Annotated in this window: 14 protein-coding genes and 1 tRNA gene; 13 read left to right on the forward strand and 2 right to left on the reverse strand. The window is 34.6% G+C overall.

Annotated elements, in window-relative coordinates:
* Positions 1 to 62: 62 nt before the first annotated feature.
* The 3 genes from K8P03_RS00155 to K8P03_RS00165 all read left to right on the forward strand — a co-directional run bounded on the left by K8P03_RS00155 (position 63) and on the right by K8P03_RS00165 (position 6,105).
* Entirely contained in the window at positions 63 to 1,679 is a 1,617-nt protein-coding gene (locus K8P03_RS00155; protein WP_223417471.1) for an alpha-amylase family glycosyl hydrolase, read from the forward strand.
* 170 nt (positions 1,680 to 1,849) lie between these two features.
* Positions 1,850 to 5,029 (forward strand): right-handed parallel beta-helix repeat-containing protein, encoded by a 3,180-nt coding sequence (locus K8P03_RS00160; RefSeq protein ID WP_223417472.1) that lies wholly within the window; start codon positions 1,850 to 1,852, stop codon positions 5,027 to 5,029.
* A gap of 236 nt (positions 5,030 to 5,265) precedes the next feature.
* Positions 5,266 to 6,105 carry a DegV family protein gene (locus K8P03_RS00165; protein WP_223417473.1) on the forward strand — a complete coding sequence of 280 codons (840 nt, stop codon included), beginning with the start codon at positions 5,266 to 5,268 and terminating at the stop codon, positions 6,103 to 6,105.
* 63 nt (positions 6,106 to 6,168) lie between these two features.
* Here the strand turns inward: K8P03_RS00165 and K8P03_RS00170 are convergent, their stop codons facing one another.
* Both K8P03_RS00170 and K8P03_RS00175 read right to left on the reverse strand, forming a co-directional pair.
* Complete coding sequence (locus K8P03_RS00170; protein ID WP_223417474.1) at positions 6,169 to 7,071, reverse strand: diacylglycerol/lipid kinase family protein; 903 nt, start codon at positions 7,069 to 7,071, stop codon at positions 6,169 to 6,171.
* Between the two features lie 48 nt (positions 7,072 to 7,119).
* On the reverse strand, positions 7,120 to 7,539 hold the full coding sequence (locus tag K8P03_RS00175; RefSeq protein WP_223417476.1) for a PaaI family thioesterase: 420 nt from the start codon (positions 7,537 to 7,539) through the stop codon (positions 7,120 to 7,122).
* A gap of 115 nt (positions 7,540 to 7,654) precedes the next feature.
* On the opposite strand from K8P03_RS00175, the gene K8P03_RS00180 reads away from it, so the two are divergent.
* The 10 genes from K8P03_RS00180 (at position 7,655) to K8P03_RS00225 (ending at position 17,112) form a co-directional block, all read left to right on the forward strand.
* The gene (locus tag K8P03_RS00180; RefSeq protein WP_223417478.1) at positions 7,655 to 8,983 is read left to right on the forward strand and encodes a CapA family protein; all 1,329 of its coding nucleotides are present in this window, start codon (positions 7,655 to 7,657) and stop codon (positions 8,981 to 8,983) included.
* Positions 8,983 to 9,540 (forward strand): phosphatase PAP2 family protein, encoded by a 558-nt coding sequence (locus K8P03_RS00185; protein ID WP_223417480.1) that lies wholly within the window; start codon positions 8,983 to 8,985, stop codon positions 9,538 to 9,540. The genes K8P03_RS00180 and K8P03_RS00185 overlap by 1 nt, the downstream gene beginning before the upstream one ends.
* Before the next feature lie 32 nt (positions 9,541 to 9,572).
* Positions 9,573 to 9,659, forward strand: a tRNA-Leu gene (locus K8P03_RS00190).
* A gap of 294 nt (positions 9,660 to 9,953) precedes the next feature.
* Positions 9,954 to 10,745: a hypothetical protein gene (locus K8P03_RS00195; RefSeq protein WP_223417481.1), complete on the forward strand. Its 792-nt coding sequence runs from the start codon at positions 9,954 to 9,956 to the stop codon at positions 10,743 to 10,745.
* On the forward strand, positions 10,729 to 11,538 hold the full coding sequence (locus tag K8P03_RS00200) for a hypothetical protein (protein ID WP_223417482.1): 810 nt from the start codon (positions 10,729 to 10,731) through the stop codon (positions 11,536 to 11,538). Before K8P03_RS00195 ends, K8P03_RS00200 begins: the two co-directional genes overlap by 17 nt.
* Before the next feature lie 12 nt (positions 11,539 to 11,550).
* Complete coding sequence (locus tag K8P03_RS00205) at positions 11,551 to 12,219, forward strand: ABC transporter ATP-binding protein (protein WP_223417483.1); 669 nt, start codon at positions 11,551 to 11,553, stop codon at positions 12,217 to 12,219.
* A 688-nt stretch (positions 12,220 to 12,907) separates the two neighbouring features.
* Entirely contained in the window at positions 12,908 to 13,126 is a 219-nt protein-coding gene (locus K8P03_RS00210) for a hypothetical protein (protein ID WP_223417484.1), read from the forward strand.
* 120 nt (positions 13,127 to 13,246) lie between these two features.
* Positions 13,247 to 15,880, forward strand: coding sequence for a DNA polymerase I (gene polA / locus K8P03_RS00215; protein ID WP_223417485.1), 2,634 nt, complete (start codon positions 13,247 to 13,249; stop codon positions 15,878 to 15,880).
* Entirely contained in the window at positions 15,867 to 16,469 is a 603-nt protein-coding gene (gene coaE, locus K8P03_RS00220; RefSeq protein WP_223417487.1) for a dephospho-CoA kinase, read from the forward strand. Before polA ends, coaE begins: the two co-directional genes overlap by 14 nt.
* The gene (locus K8P03_RS00225) at positions 16,456 to 17,112 is read left to right on the forward strand and encodes a lytic transglycosylase domain-containing protein (protein ID WP_223417489.1); all 657 of its coding nucleotides are present in this window, start codon (positions 16,456 to 16,458) and stop codon (positions 17,110 to 17,112) included. The genes coaE and K8P03_RS00225 overlap by 14 nt, the downstream gene beginning before the upstream one ends.
* Positions 17,113 to 17,163: the final 51 nt, after the last annotated feature.

Raw genomic sequence — 17,163 nt, forward strand, 5'->3', positions numbered from 1 at the left:
CATTACTTTCAAAATTTATTATAATAAAGTTATGATTAATATTTTAGTGTAAAGGAGTTTATATGAGAAAAAAGTGTTCGACTTTGTTAAGCTTGTTTTTATCAGTTTTTATAATTCTATCGCCACTATCCTTTGCTGATGAAAGTAAAAATGTATCTTGGGATGAGGAAATTATCTATATGGTGATGACTGACAGGTTTTTTGATGGGGATTCAAATAATAATAATCCAGAAAATATCGATGGATCTTTCGACAAAGACCACCTTGAAGCCTACCACGGTGGGGATATTAAGGGTCTAATCGAAAAGGTTCCATACTTAAAAGACCTTGGTATTACAACACTTTGGATAACACCAATCGTAAAAAATATTGACACAAATATGATGGCTGACAAGGGCGGTAAGCAATATGGTTATCATGGCTATTGGGCAAGTGATTTTACAAAAATCGATCCTCATCTTGGGACAGAGAATGATTTGAAAAACTTAATCGACATCCTTCATGAAAATGGGATTAAGCTAATGGTTGACGTCGTAATCAACCATTCAGGCTACGGTACAAAAAACCTTGGTGACTTTGCTGGAATGCATAGGGAAGAAAGCGGGGCAGGTGATGTTCAATCAGAACTTGCAGGCTTGCCTGATTTTTTAACAGAAGACAAGGACGTTAGGGATAAAATTATAAATTGGCAGGTCGACTGGCTAAGGAAATTAAAGACAGATAAGGGAAATACCATAGATTATTTTAGGGTAGATACGGTTAAACACGTTGATATAGACACAATGAAAGACTTTAAGGCGGCAGCCCTTAAGGAAAAGCCAGACTTTAAGATGATTGGGGAAAATTTTGGTGCTTCTGTTTTTAAAGACGGTGGCTATCTAGATCCAAGTATGATGGACTCGCTTTTGGATTTTGAATTTAAAGAATTAGCCAAAAATTTTGTTTCAGGAAAGATTGCTGAAACAGAAGGCAAATTAGTAAAGAGAAACCAGGCTATAAGTGAAGATAGAGAGATGGGCCAATTCTTATCATCCCACGATGAAAATGGATTTTTGAAGGTACGCCTATCTGATGATATTGGGAAATTTTTGGTCGCTTCATCCTTACAATTAACAGCCAAGGGCCAACCTGTAATCTACTACGGCGAAGAAATCGGCCAATCAGGCAAGAAAGACAACTTCGATAAGGGAATCTTTAGTGAAAATAGGTACGATTTTGATTGGGATAAGATAAATGATAACCAAATCTTAGATCACTATAAAAAGATGATTTCTATTAGAAATGCCTTTCCAGAAATTTTTGCCAAAGGCAGTAGGGAAAATCTTTATATGGACGACGGAGTTTCAGTATTCCAAAGGACTTATGAGGGTGAAAAAGTAATCGTAGGTCTAAATACAAGTGACGAGGCCAAGGAAATAAGCTTTGATTCTAAGATAGAAGGAAAAATTGTAGACCTCTATGGAAATACAAAAATAAACAACAAGGGCGGTAAAATTAGCTTAAAAATCCCTTCAAGAAATGAGGGAGGAACAGTTGTTTTAGTTGAAGAATCAATAATACCAGAAGGATTTAAACGCCAAAATCCAAGCCCAACTAATAAGATCTATTATATTTTAGGATCCTTGCTAGTGTTGGCTTTTATAGCAACTTTATTATTTAAGGGAAAAAATAAGAAATAATAAAAAATATATTAATTTAAATATCAAATTCCATGGTTGAATAGTGTCTACCATGGAATTTTTTATAGATTTATTTTTTTGATACTATATAAGGTAATTTAATAAAATATATAGATAAATATTGAATTAGCAGTATAATGACTTAAAGTGAAAGGAAAGGAGTGTGAAATGTGAAATATTTAAGAAAATTTAGTGCTAGCCTCGTGATCTTGGCGATTTTTTCGATAATTATCTTAAACGAATCGCCCAAGGCTTTTGCTGAAGGAGAAAGTGAATTTGGAACTGACGAGGTTCAAGAAAACCAAAGTTCTGATACAAGCCAGCAAGGTTCAATACCTGAATCAGAAGCAGAAAGCAGCCAAGATTCAGGCGGAACAATTGACGTAGAACAAACAGAAAATAAAGAACCAACCGAAAATCAGCAAAGTAATGTAGAACAAGAAGATAATTCTGAGGTACTTGATTTAGGTGAGGAAAGAGAAGCTGAATCTGTAGGAAATCCGGCTGAAGAAGCAGTAAAAAATTACACCCTAACAAAGACTGTTTCAGGAATTGAAGAAAAAATTGGTGATTATGATACATTTTTTGAAGTGGTTACTGCCATGGATATAAATGATAATACCAGTTTGTATACAGTTTATGTAAATAGGGATGTGACTATTTCAGCAGACGAAGGATTTCATGGTAGAAGCAATAATCAAATTAGGCTTACATCTGGAAAAGGAGGACCTTATAAGCTAACAAGGCAAGGGGAGAAAAACTACATTAATGTCCAAACAGACGCTTCCTTGACTATAGATAACATAACTTTAGATGGTAATAATGATGGCGAGTGTCTTTTTATTTCAAATAATGGGGTTGTTACTATAGGTAAGGGTGCAACTATTCAAAATTTTATTGATACGTCAACATATGATGGGCCTGCGATATATATGACAGGTGGAACACTTAATATCCTAGAGGGAGCTACTATCAAGGATAATAACTCAAATCAACAAGGTGGAGCAATCCAAGCCTATAATGGTACAACTGTCAATATTAGTGGAGGTATTTTTAAGAATAACACCACCTCAAAAGATGGAGGGGTTCTAGCAGCTTATGGCAAGCTAAATATTACTGGAGGAGTATTTGATAGTAATAGTTCTGGAAAAATTGCTGGGGCAATTATTATAGGCTCAAACGCTACAGGGAAGATAGAAGGTGCTACTTTTAGAAATAATAAAGCAAGCACAGCTGGTGCGGTTTACTCATCAAGTCCTTTAACAATAAGGAACTCTACATTTGAAAAAAATGAAGCTAATTGGGGAGGAGCGATTTTCACATCAAAAAAACTCGAATTGGAAAACTGTAATTTCTCAGAAAATATATCACAAAAAGCCGGTGGTTCTGTATATTTATCAGGCGCAGATATAAAAAATACTGAGTTTATTGGTAATAAATCAGGAAGTCAAGGTGGAGGAATTTATCTAAAAAGTGGAGAAGCGAAAATAGAAAATTCGACTTTTTCTGGAAATTTTTCTAGAAGCGGCGGCGGTGGAATTTTTGTAAACCAAGACAATTCCCATCCTGTTAGTATAACAAACTCTACTTTTACTGAAAATACTTCGTATGGTTTTGGTGGCGGAATTTATTTAGGCCTTAATTCCATCTTGGATGTCAAAAATTCTGAATTTTCAAAAAACGCAGCAGCTTATGGTGCAGGAATATCCACTGCAGGTGAAGTTAGAAATTCCAAAACCGCAAGGTTGAGTGTTGATAACACAAGTTTTAGTGAAAATGAATCACTTATGGGAGCAGGGATATATACATCATTCCCAACAACTGTCAATACTTGTACCTTTACTAAAAATATTGCTCAAGTTCATCCTCAAGATGAACAAAGCAATCCACATTTATCTGGAGTTGGTGGAGCAATGGAGATTGCTGATAGCAAAACAGAAATAAAAAATTCTAGATTTGAATCTAACAGTGCTTTTGGTTCTGGAGGAGCAATTGGTATAAATGGAGTTAACAGAGATGAAAACAATAATATTAAAGGAATTAAGCCTAATATAAAATTAGAAATTTCTGAAAATAGTAAATTCATTGGCAATACTTGTGAAGTAGGTCAAGGTGGTGCGATTTATACAAATCCTTATGAATATAAAGACCCTATTGATGATGAAAATGCTTATAAAAATCTTACAATAGATAAGACTACCATATTTAATGACAATATTGCAAAAGCGGGCTTATATGATCCGCCTAGTAATTATGAAAAGTTTACTAATTTACAATTCCACCCTGATTCTGATGTAAAGCATAAATCACTAGAAGTATCTAGTTTGCTAAATAATTATGATATTAATTATAAAAATGGTAAATATCTGATTATCTATGATGCTAATGGAGGACAATTTGCTGATGGTACATCTGTTAAGCAAAAAAGATATAGCAAGGATAAACAAATAAAAATTATGCCTGCCCCAACTAAAGAAGGTTATAAATTCCTATATTGGAAGGGATCTGAGTATCAACCAGGTGATACTTATACAGTCACAGAAAATCATACTTTCACAGCCCAGTGGGAGGAGGACAAACCTAAAAACACTAATCCAGAACTTAAAGTTAAGGATATTGAGATTAAGGTCGGTGATGATTTAGATCTTAAAGATTTGATTGTAAAAGCATCTGATAAGGAAGATGGAGATGACCTTAAGGATAAGGTTGAAATTGATGGAGCTAGTTTTGATAATAATAAAGCCGGCGTTTATTACGTTAAATACACTTTAACTGATAGTAAAGGTTCTAAAGTTACAAAAACAGCGAAAATAACTGTCAAGGAAAAATCTAAACCTGGAAAACCAGATGGCAAACCAATAATTCCAGATTATAAACCTGAAATACCAGATGACAAAAAAGAGCTAGATCCTAAACCAAAAGAAGAAGAGACTCCTATTGAAAAAGAGGAAGAAAAACCTATAGAAAAAGAGCCTGAAAATACTCCTCCAGTTCTTGAAGTGAAGAATGGGGCAATTAAAGTTGGGGAAAAGTTTGACCCAAGAACTTTGATCACTAAGGCTTATGACAAGGAAGATGGACCAAACCTAGTAGATTTGGTTATAATTGACCAAGGAAACTTTGACAATGAGGTAGCTGGAAGATACGAAATCAAATTTACTTTAATTGATATGGCAGGAAGCAAGGTTACTAAGCTTGCTTATGTAGATGTATTGGCCAAGGCAAAGAAAGAAAAATTGAGAAATTCTAGAGAAAATCCAAAAACCGGCATTGAAGTAGGTTTTGGCTTATATTCAACAATTCTCCTTCTTTCATCAAGTGTTTACACTGGCATAAGAAAAAAATATTAATTACAATTACCAACCAAATCCGTAATGGAGGAGGTTGGTTTTTTATTATGAATAATAGCTATGTCTATATGATATTTGTAAAACTATCTAATATTTATATTTCTTGACAATATCAAATTTAAAGATAAAATAAGAGCATCTAGTTATAAAAACTAGATGGATGGTTTTAAAATTATTTTATTGAATAAAGTGATTTATTGGCGAGGGCTAATTATAAAGATAGTAAAGGAATTGATATGGAAAAGATTGCTATTTTAACAGATTCGGCATCTAATATAGAAGAAAATATAAGCGAGGGAATTTTTGTTGTACCCTTGTATGTGAACTTTGATACTGAGTCGAAAAAAGACTTGGTGGAAATAAGTCCTGTGGAACTTTTTGAAAGAATGGATAAAGAGAATGCTTCTACTTCAGCTCCATCTATAGATGATTTTGATGAAAAAATCAAGTTTATTAAAGAACTAGGCTACACAAAGATACTTGCCATAGGTGTTTCCCAGGCCTTGTCTGGGTCTTATAATGCTATGAGGATTGCGCTGGAAGATGGTGACATGGACTATGTCCTTATTGATAGCAAAAATATTACTATGACCGAGGGTCTTTTGGTTATGTATGCCAAAAGCTTAGTCACAAAAGGTCTTGGCATAGATGAAATAAGTAAGAATGTGAAAGGAAAAATCAAAGACCTAAGACTTTTTGCCACTGTTAGTGATTTAAAATACATGATAAGGGGTGGGAGATTAAGTGCTGTTGAAGGTCTTCTCGGCGGGACTTTGAGGATTAACCCAGTTCTTACCATTGAAGAGAAGGGAACTATAGGAAATTACAAATCTGTAATGGGAAGAAAAAGGGCAGTCAATTTTATAGCTAGGGAAACTCACAAGGCCCTAGCTGAAACTGATGGCTATTACCTAGCCCTTGCCTATGGCAAAGATGTCCAGGATATAGCTGAGATTAAGGAAAAATTAGGGGATTTAATTAAGGGAGCTGACCTCTATATTGAATCTTCCGTCACTGCAGTTTTGGGTTGCCACTCAGGTCCTAGCACCTATGTTGTAAGTTTCCTAAAATTATAAGTAAAAAACTGACCCTAAATTTTGTTTAAAATAAGAGGGTCAGCTTTTTTCATCTCTATAATTTTATTCAAAGATCACCCAATTTAGGGCTTGGGGCAAAACTTGGAATTTTATTTCGTCTGTCTCAAAGATTTCTCCATCGGCGTTGGCAATGAATTTGTTTTTAGACTTGATTGTTCCAGATTTTACAAGGATTTCGTTGATATACTTGCTCTCCTTATGGCGACCTTCCTTGTATTTTTTTATAAGTGGGACAAAGCGTATAAAGGGAATCTTATCTGCCAAAAGTAGGTTTAGGACTCCGTCGTCAATTTTTGACTCAGGGGCAGGGTTAAAACCAGACCCATAAAATCCACCATTGCATATGGCAGAGATTAGGTAATCCCCCTTGATTTCAAAATTTGATCCGTCAACTAATTCTAATTTTAATTCCAAATTTTCACAATTAATCTTATTTAAGGACTTGAGGACAGCGAGGCCATAGGCTTTTTTGCCGAGCTTTGGATTTTTATCAAGGTAATCGTAGGCCCTTTTTAAAACCTGGGTGTCAAAGCCAAGGCTTGTCACGTTTATAGAATAAAAGTCGTTGACCTTTATTAGGTCGATTTTTTTTGTCTTAAAATTCAAAAGGGAATTTAGGGTGAAAGACTCATAGTCAAAGTTTTTGGCAAAGTCATTACCTGTTCCTGTTGGTATAAGGCCAAGGGTCATATCTTTGCCATAAGCCACGTTCACCAGCTCATTTAAGGACCCATCTCCACCGCAAATTATAACGATTTTTTCGTCATATTTAAGGGTGTCAAAGGCGTCGATTAGGTACTTGGTGTGGTTTTTATACCTAGTATTGACGACTTCTATTTCAGATAGTCTGCCAGCTTTCCTAAAAGTTTCTTCTATATCTTCTTTTTTTATGTCAAATTCTGTCTTGCCAGCTTTTGAGTTAATAATAAATAAAATCTTTCTCATGATAATCCTATTTATCCTTTATTTGTCCTACAATTATATTTGTTAAAATCAAAATGTTTTGTACTTTCCTTTTGAATAAGCCATGTTGCCAGTTGTTGATTTTTCAAGCTTGTCATTAATAATGGCAAATTCTGTTCTTGTTATGGCGGTTGTTTTTTCATCGTCTCCGTAGACTTCGCAATCAACAGTGATTATCCTTGATCCCCTTTTGATGACCTTGGCCTTGGCGTAAATGTAGTCTGTCGCCATAAGGGGCCTTAGGAAGTGGGTTGTCATGGATAGGGTTGGGGCTGTGTATTTTTTGGCTGAAGCAATGTAGCCTGAAGCATTGTCAGCAAGGGTCATTAAAACTCCGCCATGAACGACATTTAATTCATTTAGGAAATTTTTTTCCATTTTACACCTTAAAATAAGGTTGTCTTCGTCTATTTCTCTTATTTCTATGTCAAATTGATCACTAAAACTCATATAAACTCCTTTAATTATTATAATTATATGATTTTTGGCAAATCTTTCATTCTTTTATAAAGAAAAGATGAATAATTTCCCTAAATAGTATAAAATATATAGGTAAGGAGCATTTATGAAGAAAAAATTTTTTAGAATATTCTTAAGCCTAACTATGGCCCTTAGCCTAGTGGCTTGTTCAAATAATAAAGATATGGAAGAAATCTCTATCAAGTCTGTTACAGATTTAATTACTAGGCTTGATAATTACCAAAAACACAAGGAAGAAGAACAAAGACTGGCCGAAGAAAAGGAAAAAGCGAAAAACCAAGAGGCAAGCAAAAAAGAAGCTAGCAAGGAAGATATAGAGGAAAAGGCAAGAAAGGAAATTGCCGAGGAGAGTAAGAAAAAACCTGAAATTAAAAAGGTAAAGTTAAAGGCTTTTGGCGATATTATGGCCCACATGGCACAAATTCAGTATGCCTATAATAAGGGCGGTGGGGAATATGATTTTTCAGATCAATTCACCTATTTAAAAGATTTTGTAAAAGATTCTGATATTTCCATTGGAAACTACGAGACAACAACCAATCCAGACTTGCCAGTAGCAGGTTTTCCAAGATTTAATGTGCCAGCAGCCTACTTAAAAGACCTTAAGGAAACTGGTTTTGACATAGTTTCCACAGCCAACAACCACTCTATGGACACAGAGCTTGAAGGAGTTTTCTCAACTATGGAAGCTGCCAAGGAAGCAGGCCTTGATTATGTTGGATCATTTAAAGACAAGTCCGATAGGATTTTATTTAAGGAAGTAAAGGGGGTCAAACTTGCATTTTTGGCCTATACTTACGGTTGTAATGGTAGGGAAAATTTGATTGTACCAAGAGAAGAAGTTGAAAATCTCGGCTACCTATCAGACGAAGACCAAATAAAAAAAGATATTGGTAGGGCCAAGGCCCAGGGAGCGGACTTTGTAATTGTCTATCCGCACTGGGGAATTGAGTATCAATCCATGCCAAACGAGGCTCAAATTACCCTGGGAAGAAAAATGATAGATTGGGGAGCAGACCTAGTAATTGGAAACCATCCACACGTGGTTGAACCTGTTGAAATTTACCAAGCAGAAGATGGGAGAAAAGGCCTAATTGCTTATGCTCTTGGTAATTTTATATCTTATCAAAATTATGAAAACAACAAGGACATCAGGGTCGAACACTCTCTAGCCCTTGAAATTGACCTAGAAAAAGATATGACAAGCGGCAACAAAAAAATTGCCGATGTAAAGCTACATCCAATCTGGGTAGGAACTTATTATAATGAATACGGAATTTCAATCAAAAACCACCTAACAGAGGACTTTTTAGAAGGCGGCAAGTATTATGACCTGGTAAATGAAAATCAAAGGAAAAGAATCCAGCAGGCCCACGACATGACCCTTGAAATCGCAAACACAGGAGTTCAATGATGGTGAATTTTGAATTAGATATCCTAAATGCCATTCAAAATATGAGATCAACGCCCCTGGATAAGTTTATGGTGACAATCTCATCTGCTGGCAATTTGTCACTAATTTGGATAGCCTTTATCTTTATATTTTTAGCAGCCAAAGAATTAAAAGACCAGGGGAAAATCATGGTCATAGCCTTTATTCTAAATATTATCTTGGTAAATATTTTGGTAAAAAACCTAGTAGCAAGGCCTAGACCCTATGATGTTGCGAACTTCACTGATCTTTTGGTCCACAAATTATCAGACAATTCCTTCCCATCAGGCCACACTTCATATGCATTCACTTTTGCGACAATTGTGACCCTGCTAAATAAAAACAAGGCTTTAAAAATATTTACAGATATTTTGGCAGTTTTGATGGCATTTTCAAGGTTGTATTTATATGTCCACTTCCCAACAGACATCCTAGCAGGGGCTATTTTTGGGATTTTGATTGGGATTTTGTCGATAAAAATATATAATTCTAAAAAATATAGGGAAATAAAAACAAAATATAATTTACACTGGGCATAAATTGTTGTATAATGTATTGGTAAGCAGTTTACGCCGGTGTGTCGGAACTGGCAGACGAGATAGACTCAAAATCTGTTGTCCTCCGGGGCGTGTGGGTTCGAGTCCCACCACCGGCACCAAATACCTAACAAGCGTTGGAATATCCAGCGCTTTTTTGTTGCCTAATTTCAAGATACAATTTTTTTCATACTAAATCAGCTTTTAAAATTCCCATAATCATCGTAAATTTTATAAAAATTTCAAATGAAGTTTTGTAACATTTTTATTTCTCATTCGTTATTATAATAGAAAGGCTCTTAAAATAAGTAGAGATGTAAAAAGTGTAAGAATACTTTTAAAAAATAAAAATTTATTATTAAAAATGATAGATTTTAAAGAATTTAAAGGTTGCACTTTGATAAATGGAGGAATATATGTCTTATAGGTTAAATGTAATTTCAAAAGTAATGAGAAGTAGAAAGTTTTTCTTATCCATACTCATTATTTTATTATCTATGATTTTTTCCTTAACTGCCTTTGTAGAAGAGGGCATGGAATATTTTTTTAAACACGACTATGTTATGACATTTTTACAAGGATATAATGGGGATAGGTCCTTGCTTGTAATTTTAGGGCCTCTAATCGCTACCCTGCCTTTTTCCGCCCAACATGTCGAAAATAGTAAGAGTGGAACAATGAAATATCTTGTTGCAAGAATGGGTTATAAAAAATATTTCAATTCTAATCTCATAATAAATTTTCTCACATCTTTTATAACCTTCGCTATTGGTATGGTCATATTTTTTATAGGATGCTTTGTGTTTTTTTCCAAAGACCTCAATATAGATGCTTATATGGGAATGACAGGAGTATCCGCATATAAAATGCTTGCAGATAAATCTGCCTTACTTTATATATTGGCAATAATTCTACATTGTGCCTTTGTAGGTGCTTGTTATAGCAGCCTGGGTCTTTCCTTATCTTATTTTATTAAAAATAAGTTTGTCGCATGGATAGGACCTTTTATTATAGCCACAATAGGATCTTTGTTTGCGATGTTTGTTGGACTTACTAAGCTTGAGCCAATGGCAATATTTGATGTGTCAAGAGTACAAGGAATGACGCCTGTATTTGTTATTTCCTATTTGCTTATAAGTCTCTTCCTAGACTATATTTTATCTTTATTGAAATTTAAAAAGGATATAGAAAATGATGAAGAAATATAAAGATTTAAAAAATAAAAGTGAAATCTATATTATCTTTTTATATCTATTAGTGACAGGGTCAATACTTGCAAGTTTTAGCCAGCTTATTAGCTTTAAATATAGGTCTGGGAATTTTAACTTTGGGGAAATAATTCTAATAATGTTTAATGACTCCTATACCGGATATTTTACTTTTCCCTTTTTATTAGGATTTATATTGATGCTTCAAAGCCCAGTTGAACAAAATATATTCTTCACCCTAACAAGGTACACAAATAGGAAAGAATTTTATAAAGTGAAACATACCAAAGTTATTAAAAGCCTTTTAGCTTATGTGGCTTGTATTTGTTTATTTTGCCTAATAGTAGGGATAGGATCTTCAAAGTTTGGATTTAATATTTCTCAAACAACAAAAGAATTTGCAAATATTTATTTGTTGGGGAATTTTGAAACGAATAACTTAATTTTGGAAATATTTAAGCTAGTAAGTTTAGAGGCTTTGCTCCTATATTTCTTTGCCCTAGTCCATGGTTTTTTAATTCAATTTAGGATCCCACAAGCCCTTGTATTTGTCATATACACAAGTCTTCTAATAATTGCGGCAGGAATGAGTTTGGGATTTTTTGGTGATGAGATTAAGGATTTTTCCCTTTTTTCATTAGCAAGTTCAATTAATGGACGTGGGATAAAATTTATTTATAGGTTAGGAGTTTTGACTGGTATAGATTTGATTTTGCTTATATTGAATTTTAAAATATTTGAAAATAAGGACATTAACCTTCCAAAGGGAAGTAAAGAGTATCAAAATGAGTAAGGAGGGGAGAATATGGACCTAATAAAGTTAGAAAATGTATCCAAAGCTTTTGGAAATAAGAAAGTAATAGATAATATTTCCTATAATTTTGAAGCTGGTAAAATATATGGGATTGTCGGAACAAACGGGTGTGGTAAGAGTGTTTTATTTAAGTTAATTTCAGGCTTAATGAAAGCATCTTCTGGTAAAATTATAGTTAATAAAACAGTTGTTGGAAAAAATGGGGCTATGCCAGCTGACTTGGGTTTACTAATTGAACATCCAGGTTTTTTACCAAACCTAACAGGCTTTGAAAACCTAGACCTCTTAGCTGCTATTAAAAACAAAATCACCAAGGCAGATATTGATGAGATTTTAAAAGAGGTATCCTTATATCAAGATAAGGATGTAAAGGTAAAAAATTATTCCCTAGGCATGCTTCAAAGACTAGGTATAGCTCAAGCTCTTATGGAAAAACCAAAACTCTTGCTACTTGATGAGCCCTTTAATAGTATGGATCACGAAGGAGTAGTAGAACTTAGGGGAATAATTAAGTCTTACGTTAGAAATAGCGGAGCAACAATGCTTATCACTTCCCACAATAAGGAAGATATAGATATTTTATCTGACCACGTTCTTGTTTTAAAAAATGGAAAACTAAGCGAATTAAGGGGCTGTTGCAGAATGAATAAATCGTCCTAATATCACCCGAGGAACCTCTTAGAAAATTTTGCCTCCATGAGCCGGCAGGCTATATAAAAATTTTCTAAGAGAACCCTCTGCTGATGGGACGATAGTTATTCACAATTTGCAACAGCTCCTTTTGCTGAAAATTATAAGTGATTTTTTGTGGAATACCTATTCACTTTATATTATTCATATTTATATTATTATCCTTAAAGCCTGCTTTGGTACCCCTCACAAAGCCTGCTTTATGACCCTCTTAAAGCCTGCTTTAATATGTATTAAAGTAGGCTTATATATGGTATGAAGTATTTTAAATTTTGGCAAAGAAAAAGCAAGGCACTCTACCTTGCTTTTTTGCGATTCGTATGAATCTGATTTCCTTTTTTCTTGTCTCTAAACACATTTATACTGATAACAGTTAGGAGGTGAGCTTATGGAGATACTGCATTCCTTTTTACTGTCTGTTGTGGTTGGCGTAACCACTCATTACGTCATCAAGTGGTTAGACAGACATTTCAACAGTGATAACTAACCCAAATAAAAAAGCAAGGATGGTCCCTTGCTTTTTTACGTGAATCTTATGGATTCTACATTCCTTTTACTCAAAATCATTATACTTGCTGACTTATTTTATTCAATCATATTCTCTTATATATTTTGAATTTGAAATTACTTCCAGTATTATTTTCTTAAGGAGGAATTTATGAAAAATTCTAATAAATGTCCAAAGTGTGGTTCAAGTGAAATTATCAAAATACCTGGCCATGCTGGAGCCTATGGTTCTGGTAATAATATTATGGTTGGTATGACTATAAAGTCCGCAGTTCCTGTTGATAGGTATCTTTGTGCGGATTGCGGATATTCTGAAGAATGGGTAGATACTGATTATATTGATAAGATAAAGAAAAAGTTTAAAGATTAATATTTTTTTTAGGGAACATTCGTAGATGTTTCCTTTTTTTCTTTAAAAATTTTCCAATATAAGTTATACTATAAGGTAGGACAGAGTTTTAAAACTATTATTTATAGTTAAGGAGATATAATGAAGAAAACTGTTATGTTAATTGATGGGTCGAGTTTGATCTATAGGGCTTTTTTTGCCCTGCCAAACCTTTCCAACAATGACGGAGTTATGACTAATGGCGTTTATGGTTTTTTGACCATGTATAGGAACGCCTTTGATAAATACAAACCAGATTATGTTCTTGTTGCTTTTGATAGGTCGTCTAAGACCTTTAGGAATGATGAGTACAAGGATTATAAGGCAAATAGGGACAAGACTCCAAACGAGCTTTCCTACCAGTTTGGGATTTTAAAGGACGTTCTTGATTCTATGGGTGTTAAGTATACTGACCTTGATGGTTTTGAGGCCGATGATATAGTTGGCACTTATGCCAGAATGGCCAAGGAAGCTGGAGATAGGGCGGTTCTTATCACAGGTGATAGGGATTATTTGCAGCTTGTGGATGATGATATTTTAGTGTATCTGACTAAAAAAGGTGTGTCAGATACTGTAGAATACACTGTAGAAAAAATCGAGGAAGAATATGGCATTACTCCTAAGCAGCTTATTGATGTAAAGGGTTTGATGGGAGATAAGTCGGATAATATTCCTGGAGTTGATGGGATTGGCGAAAAGCGTGCCCTAGATTTTATCAGAAAATATGGGTCTATAGAAAATCTTTATGACAACCTCGATGATATTTCTGGCAAAAAAACCAAAGAAAATCTCGAAAATAATGAGGCTGTTGCCTATATGTCCAAAAAAATAGGTACAATCGTGACCCACGCACCTGTGGAATTTGAATACGACGACCTAGCCCTTGGAGAACCTGATATAGCAGGACTTAGGGAGAAATTTTCCAAACTTAATTTTAATAAATTTTTGGATGAACTTGATGGAGGTGGTCCGGAGACTGCTAGTAAGGAATTCAAATTTAAGACTAGCAAGGATTTAAAAGACCTAATCGATTCTAGCAAAAAAACTAAGGAAATTTTCTTTAAATCGGTTTATGATGGGGAAAATTATATCCATTCTGAAATCTATAAACTTGCTATAAAGAGTAAGGATACTGACGTTTATATAATCGAGCCTGAAAAAATCAAAGATTTAAAAGAGGTTTTTGAAGATAAATCAATAAACAAAGTTTCCTTTGATATTAAGGAAGAAATGGTACTTTTGGATAAGCTTGGCATTGACCTAATCGGTCCTTATGATGACCTCATGCTCATGCACTATCTAATTGATCCATCCAGGTCTTCTTACGATTTGAAACTTTTAAGCCAGTCTTATTTGACCTATGAGCTTGATAGCGACGAGACTTTAATTGGCAAGGGAGCCAAGATAAAAAAATACGCTGATGTCAACCAAGACGACTTAAGTCTACTTCTAGCAGCCAAGGTTAACGCAATAGAGGACGCAAAGGATAAGGTCTTTAAAAACCTAGCTGAATATGAAATGGTTGACCTTTATGAAAATATAGAGAAAAAACTTGCAAAAGTTCTCGCTTCCATGGAAATAATAGGATTTGGCACTGATAGGAAAATCCTTGAAGAAATCAAGTCCCAACTTGATGGACAAATAGAAGAATTAACCCAGGATATTTATGACCTGGCTGGTAGTGAATTTAATATAAATTCTACCAAGCAATTGGGAGAAGTTTTATTTAAGGACTTGGAACTACCTGTAATAAAGAAAACTAAGACAGGTTTTTCTACAGATGCTAGTGTTCTGGATAAGCTAAGGGATAAGCACCCAATTATAGAAAAAATTGAAAGATATAGGGAAACTTACAAACTTCGTACTACCTATATAGAGGGCTTAGAAAACGCCATCGATGAAGACGGCAGGATTAGGTCTACCTTTAGGCAAAACATTGCTTCAACTGGTAGGTTATCAAGCCAAGAGCCAAACCTTCAAAACCTTCCAATCAAAACTGACGAAGGCAGGGCCATCAGAAAGGCCTTTAAGGCAGGTGAGGGTAAGGTTTTAATCGATGCTGACTATTCACAAATAGAATTAAGAATTTTGGCTAGTTTGTCAGATGATAAAAATATGCAAGATGCCTTTAACCACGGCATAGACATCCACACCCAGACAGCTTCTGAAGTTTTCCATACTCCGCTTGATGAGGTTACAAAACTTCAAAGATCAGAAGCCAAGGCGGTAAATTTCGGTATAATCTATGGTATAAGTGACTATGGCCTATCACAAAACCTAAATATTCCAAGAGCAAGGGCTAAGGATTATATAGATAAGTATAAAAAATCCTACCCACAAATCAAGGAATACATGGATAATGTGGTAAAACTTGCCAAGGACCAAGGCTATATAGAAACTTTATTTAAAAGACGTAGGTATGTACCAGAAATATCTTCGAGAAATTTTAATGTCAGAAGTTTTGGTGAAAGGATTGCCCTAAATACACCAATCCAAGGCACAGCTGCTGATATAATAAAGATTGCCATGATAAAAACCTACGAAAAACTCAAGGAAGAAGGGCTTGATGCCAAAATCATCCTCCAGATCCACGACGAAATAATCATAGAATCTAGCGAGGAAGATAAGGAAAAGGCACATGACATCCTTAAGGAATGTATGGAAAATGCAGCAGATCTCAAGGTAGATTTGCTGGTAGATATTGGTTTTGGAGAAAGTATGTATGAATCCAAATAAAATTGTAATTACAGGCACAATAGGCTCTGGCAAATCAGCTGTAAGCGAGATTGTAAAAGACCTTGGTTTTAAGGTCATAAGTGCCGATGAAGTTAATAAAAAACTTTTAGAAGAAGGTGGAGAAAATTATGAGGCTATTAAGGCCGACCCCTTCTTCAGAAAGGCCTTTGATGGTGGTAAGTTAGATAAAAAACACCTGGCAAAAATGATTTTTTCTGCACCTGATTTGATGAAAAGGCTCAATGCTATAACTCATCCAATTATTGTGAGGGAAATAGAAAGAGAAATTGAAGAGTCAGATGAAAAAAATATCTTTATAGAAATTCCACTTTTCTATCAAATGTCAGTAAGATTTCCAGCTGATTTGGTTTTATTTGTTGAAACTGATAAAAATATCCAGGCCCAAAGACTTGCCAAAAGAGATGATATTGGCGGATTTTATGCAGAGTCAAAAATCAGAAACCAAGAAGCTATGATGGGTCCAAGGGATGGCAGGGAAATTGTAATAAAAAATAACACCAGTCTCGAAGACCTAAGGGAAAATGTAAAAAATATCCTAAGAAGGGAGAAAATTTATGAAAGTAATTAAATGGTTTGGAAAACTTATAGGTTTTATCCTCCTTGCCATCCTAATTTTATTTGTTGTTTGCTATGGAACAATAGCCTACCAAACATCAAGGAGTAGGATAAGCTACCAAGATGAGATTTATAAATCTTCTGAAAAATATAATGTAGACCCACTCTTAACAGCTGCTATAATCAAGGTAGAATCAGATTTTGATAAGGATGCCCATAGTCACCAAGGTGCCCAAGGTCTAATGCAACTCTTAGATGAAACTGCATCCCATGCAGCAGAGTTAACTGGCAAAGAATTTTATCCAGACAAGCTATCTGATGTTGAATACAATCTTGACTTAGGAGTTGCTTATTACGATTACCTTTATAGGTACTACAACAACAGAGACTTGGCCCTTGCAGCTTATAATGGTGGGGTAGGAAATGTTGACAAATGGATAAAGGAAGGAATTATCGATCCTAATAATCCGGATGTTTTGAAGATTCCTTTTGAAGAAACTAGGCAATATGTGACCAAAATCGACGCAAATTATGATGTCTATAAGAAATTTTATAAAAATGGCTTGCCTAGCGAGAAGAGAATGGCTGATTTAAAGCAATTAGCCTTTGACAACTTTATGGTATTTATAGAAGATATTTTTGCAAATCTTAAATAAACCATTGAGAAATTTCCCGATATAATTTATAATAGAAGTATCGGGAAGAAA

The organism is Anaerococcus murdochii, from assembly GCF_019957155.1.
Classification (GTDB): domain Bacteria; phylum Bacillota; class Clostridia; order Tissierellales; family Peptoniphilaceae; genus Anaerococcus; species Anaerococcus murdochii.